This window comes from Oculatella sp. LEGE 06141 (assembly GCF_015207605.1).
Lineage (GTDB): Bacteria > Cyanobacteriota > Cyanobacteriia > Elainellales > Elainellaceae > Oculatella.
The window spans coordinates 1-2254 of the sequence record NZ_JADEWO010000135.1 but is presented as its reverse complement, the minus strand read 5'-3'; the positions used below and the strand labels follow the sequence as shown (position 1 = coordinate 2254).

Annotated in this window: 2 protein-coding genes; one reads left to right on the top strand and one right to left on the bottom strand. The window is 59.1% G+C overall.

Translation table 11 applies throughout. From position 1 onward, the window contains the following. The coding region (locus IQ268_RS31900) for a collagen-like protein (protein ID WP_193887492.1) at positions 1–1218 on the top strand (1218 nt) is incomplete at its 5' end. On the opposite strand, the gene aroC is transcribed toward IQ268_RS31900, so the two are convergent. Further along, positions 1215–2254, bottom strand: a 1040-nt coding sequence (gene aroC / locus IQ268_RS31895) for a chorismate synthase (protein ID WP_193887491.1), incomplete at its 5' end; no start/stop codon positions are given. The genes IQ268_RS31900 and aroC overlap by 4 nt on opposite strands.

Here is a 2254-nt window from a genome sequence, read left to right as displayed (position 1 = left end):
GGCCAGTCCATATCTATAGTTGCAGACGGTTCTCCTTCGACCCTGAACCTGGCGGGTGAAACGGGTGCAGCAGGCGAGGATGGCGACGATGGCTACCGTGCCCAATGCGGATCTCAACCGCGAGATGTAAACTACAATCTGCGGGCGGCTAATGGTGGCAATGGCGGCAATGGTGGCGACGGCGGCGGCGGTGGCGATGGCGGTACCTTAACGGTGTACTATCTCGACCCAGAGCATCTGCGATCGCTAGCGGTACAGGCAGCAGCAGGGCAGGGTGGCCGAGCCGGGCGGGGTGGCTATGGTGGCTATGGCTGCACCTGTCAGCGGCATCGTTGGGAACAGCAGGTGTGTAGCGGCACTCCTGGAACCCCTGGCTACCGCTGCACCGCTCAACGGTTTACGTGCAGCGATGGCCGAGATGGGCAACGGGGAAGAGATGGACGAGCGGGAGAGGCAGGAAATCAGGGGCAGCTCGCCCTGGTCAACCAGCGTGAGCCGCTCGCACCCGATCAGCCCCGTCTTAGCGCCACGCTAATGGAACTGAGCGATCGCCCTTTCAACCTGTCCAAAAATCGCTGGAATAGACGACAGGGCGCGACGGCGCTGCTAGCTCCAGGCTCCGTCATTGCCGATCAGTATCAGGAATTTGCAGGGCGGATTGAGGGACAGTTTCAACTGGTTTGGAATGCCGCCCAGCCGTTTGGCGAGTTTGCCCGCGAAACCGCAACCCTGGAGCTAAACGACGATCAGCAGATCGCCATTGCCTTTCCTGATGCGGTTTGGGTAGAGGGCAACCCAACCCAGCAAGAGGGTTTGACCACCTTTGCGATCGCCAACGTTATGCGAGAAAGCGAGGCAACGCAACTGTCGGTTGCCGACCTGTCGGGTCGCGGTACTGATCTGACCTTTGCCATTGTCGATTTGGCAGGCAAGTCAGATTTAGTCGCCACCGAATTCCGCCTTCGCTATCGGGCAGCGGGCGATCGCTCCAGGAACCGTGCCAACTACCGCACTCGCTTCGACGGTGCCATTCCAGCGACAGCCGTTATCCAAGACTACAACCGCTTTAACCTGGCGCTGGGGCAACTGCCGATCGACACTCAATTCCTGGCTCCCGGCACGCGCGTTGAACTTGAACTGGTGGCAACCCGCTCGTTTGCTGGACGTACCGCTACCCAAAGCATTCGCTGGCAGGGTGAGATCAGAGCATCCCGCTAAAGCGTCGCTTCAAGCACCCCGCACTGCCCCTGCTGGCGCAACAGGTGATCGCACAGCACCAGGGCAACCATCGCTTCCACCATTGGCACCGCTCGAGGCAACACACACGGGTCGTGTCGTCCCTTGGCCGCCAGCACCGTTTCCTCACCCGCTTTGGTCACGGTGCGCTGCTCTTTGCGAATGGTAGCGGTGGGCTTGAATGCAATACGGAGAACGATAGTTTCGCCGTTGGAGATGCCCCCCTGCACCCCACCCGATCGATTCGTTCGGGTGCGCGGTTGCCCCTGTTCATCAATGTAAAATTCGTCGTTATGCTCACTGCCGTTTAGCAACGTGCCAGCAAAGCCAGAGCCAATCTCAAACCCCTTACTGGCAGGCAGCGACATCACCCCTTTTGCCAAATCGGCCTCTAGCTTATCGAAAACAGGTTCGCCCAAGCCCCTGGGAACGTTGCGCGCCACGCACTCTACCACGCCGCCCACCGAATCGCCCGATCGCCCAACGGCTTCAATTAGCTCCACCATACGCTCGGCGCAGTCGGTATCCGGGCAACGAACAATGTTGCTTTCAACCTGCTCCAGGGTTACAGCATCCGGATCAACCACTCCTTCCAGGTCTTTGATCCGTTTCACGTAGCCAATAATTTCTACCCCGGCCACTTGCTTGAGGATCTTTTTGGCGATCGCCCCGGCAGCCACTCGACCAATCGTTTCCCGCGCCGACGATCGCCCTCCTCCCTGCCAGTTGCGAATGCCATATTTAGCGTCATAGGTCGCGTCAGCATGGGAAGGTCGATAGGTTTGAGCCATCTCATCGTAATCGTGCGATCGGGCATCTTTGTTGCGAACCAAAAGGGCGATCGGTGTGCCCAGGGTTTTGCCCTCAAACACGCCGGACAAAATCTCACAGACATCCGCCTCTTTCCGAGGGGTTGTGATCTTGCTTTGTCCAGGCCGACGGCGATCGAGTTCAACTTGAATCTCCTCAGCCGCAATATCTAGCCGAGGCGGGCACCCATCAACCACCACCCCAACCC